Consider the following 1449-nt stretch of genomic DNA (forward strand, 5'->3'; position numbering starts at 1 on the left):
CCAGTTCAATACCGGACTCATATTCCATCAGCTGCTTAAATTTTTTGTCTAACTTTTTGGGTTCATTTCAAGAAGGACGGCTTTTTGTTTTGTTATTTTACCTCTACATAGTAAGAACTAGCTGTAATATAGAACACGCTGCCACGAGAGTTTTTAATTTTATATTGAGCAGATCCGTTTGTTGTTACTTTATCAATAATTGTAAACCCTAATCCTTTATCTACACTTCCGGCAACATATTTATCTTCCCAGGAAGCAGCAGAATAGAATCTAAGGTTATCTACTTTAGAAACAGCGCGTTTTCCTTCTACAGAAGAAGTCTGTTCCCCATTATAACGAATATAAGAAGGGTTGTAATAAATCCACTGGTTACCGCCCAGGTTTAACCAGTTTCCTAGTTTTCCTAAAACTTTATAGGATTCTCCCTTTTCTAATTGACGAATGACACCATTGCTTGTTGATGGTCCACTTCTAAGGTTAACATTATACCCATCGATGTAAGCTACCCCTTGAACCTCTGTCACGTTTTTAACAGGTTCTTGTGGTTTTGTATCAACTGTTACCTTCCCGCCCTCATATGCCTTTAAAACATCTGCTCTAAATTGAGTTTCTGAAACGCCATGACTGCGAAGATAATCAAGCGGGTCCTCATGATCTGTCCCGCCTAAGTTATAAGTAATGTCTTTATGTGTCCATAGCCCCTTAGAAGGGTGGATGTTTCTGTCACGTAAAATTTCCCCTAATAATTTTACATAACGCTCATATGAACGTTTAAACTTTACTGGGTCGCGTGTTTCACAAAGTTCTACATGAACGAATCTAGCGTTTGCAGATGGACCAGCTCCCCAAGCGCGGTATTTTGTAGATGCAATTTGGATGTTCTCGTCCCAATCTGTTGCGTAATGCACGAATGCAGAGCGCCATGTACGAGTTTCATACTTTTGAATATTAATAGCCGGAGCTTCAGGAGTAGCGGTAGAATGAGCGACAACTCCCTCATAAGCCCCAACTCCATAACGATATGGCTCTTGTGGTAATCCTGGAATAATAAGTGTTCTATCAGCAAAAGCACTTACTGCCGATGATAATACAATTACAGCTGCAGTAGAAATTGAGATTAAAAACTTAATAGATTTTTTCATAGTATTATTTCCCCTTTTTGGCCAAACAAAAAAGAGCGCTGTCTTTTGACAATGCTCAATTATGTAAGGCATATATTTTTATTTGTTGTTATGTTTTTCTTTTCTTGTATCAGATCTGTGTATCTTTGCCTGGATTTCCGCTGCTACACTTTCTAATAACCATGCAGGAATCCACTTATCCCATCCGATTCTCGCGCAGTTCGCAGCAAAACTATTAAAAATGTGATAACTTAAACCGCCAACTACCATGAAGAAAAAGAAATCCGGTAATTTAAGAGCAATATCAAATAAATGTGCAAGAGCTGGC

At 38.4% G+C, this 1449-nt stretch carries 1 protein-coding gene and 1 pseudogene; both read right to left on the minus strand.

Annotated features, from left to right (window positions below; genetic code table 11):
* Positions 1 to 92 precede the first annotated feature (92 nt).
* On the minus strand, positions 93 to 1142 hold the full coding sequence (locus KVT34_RS29435) for an N-acetylmuramoyl-L-alanine amidase (RefSeq protein ID WP_217563207.1): 1050 nt from the start codon (positions 1140 to 1142) through the stop codon (positions 93 to 95).
* 78 nt (positions 1143 to 1220) lie between these two features.
* Positions 1221 to 1449 (minus strand): annotated as a pseudogene (locus KVT34_RS29440) (phage holin family protein); the annotation flags it as partial.

Origin of the sequence: Paenibacillus sp. GbtcB18 (assembly GCF_019091125.1) — a bacterium.
In the GTDB taxonomy this organism is placed as follows: domain Bacteria; phylum Bacillota; class Bacilli; order Paenibacillales; family NBRC-103111; genus Paenibacillus_F; species Paenibacillus_F chitinolyticus.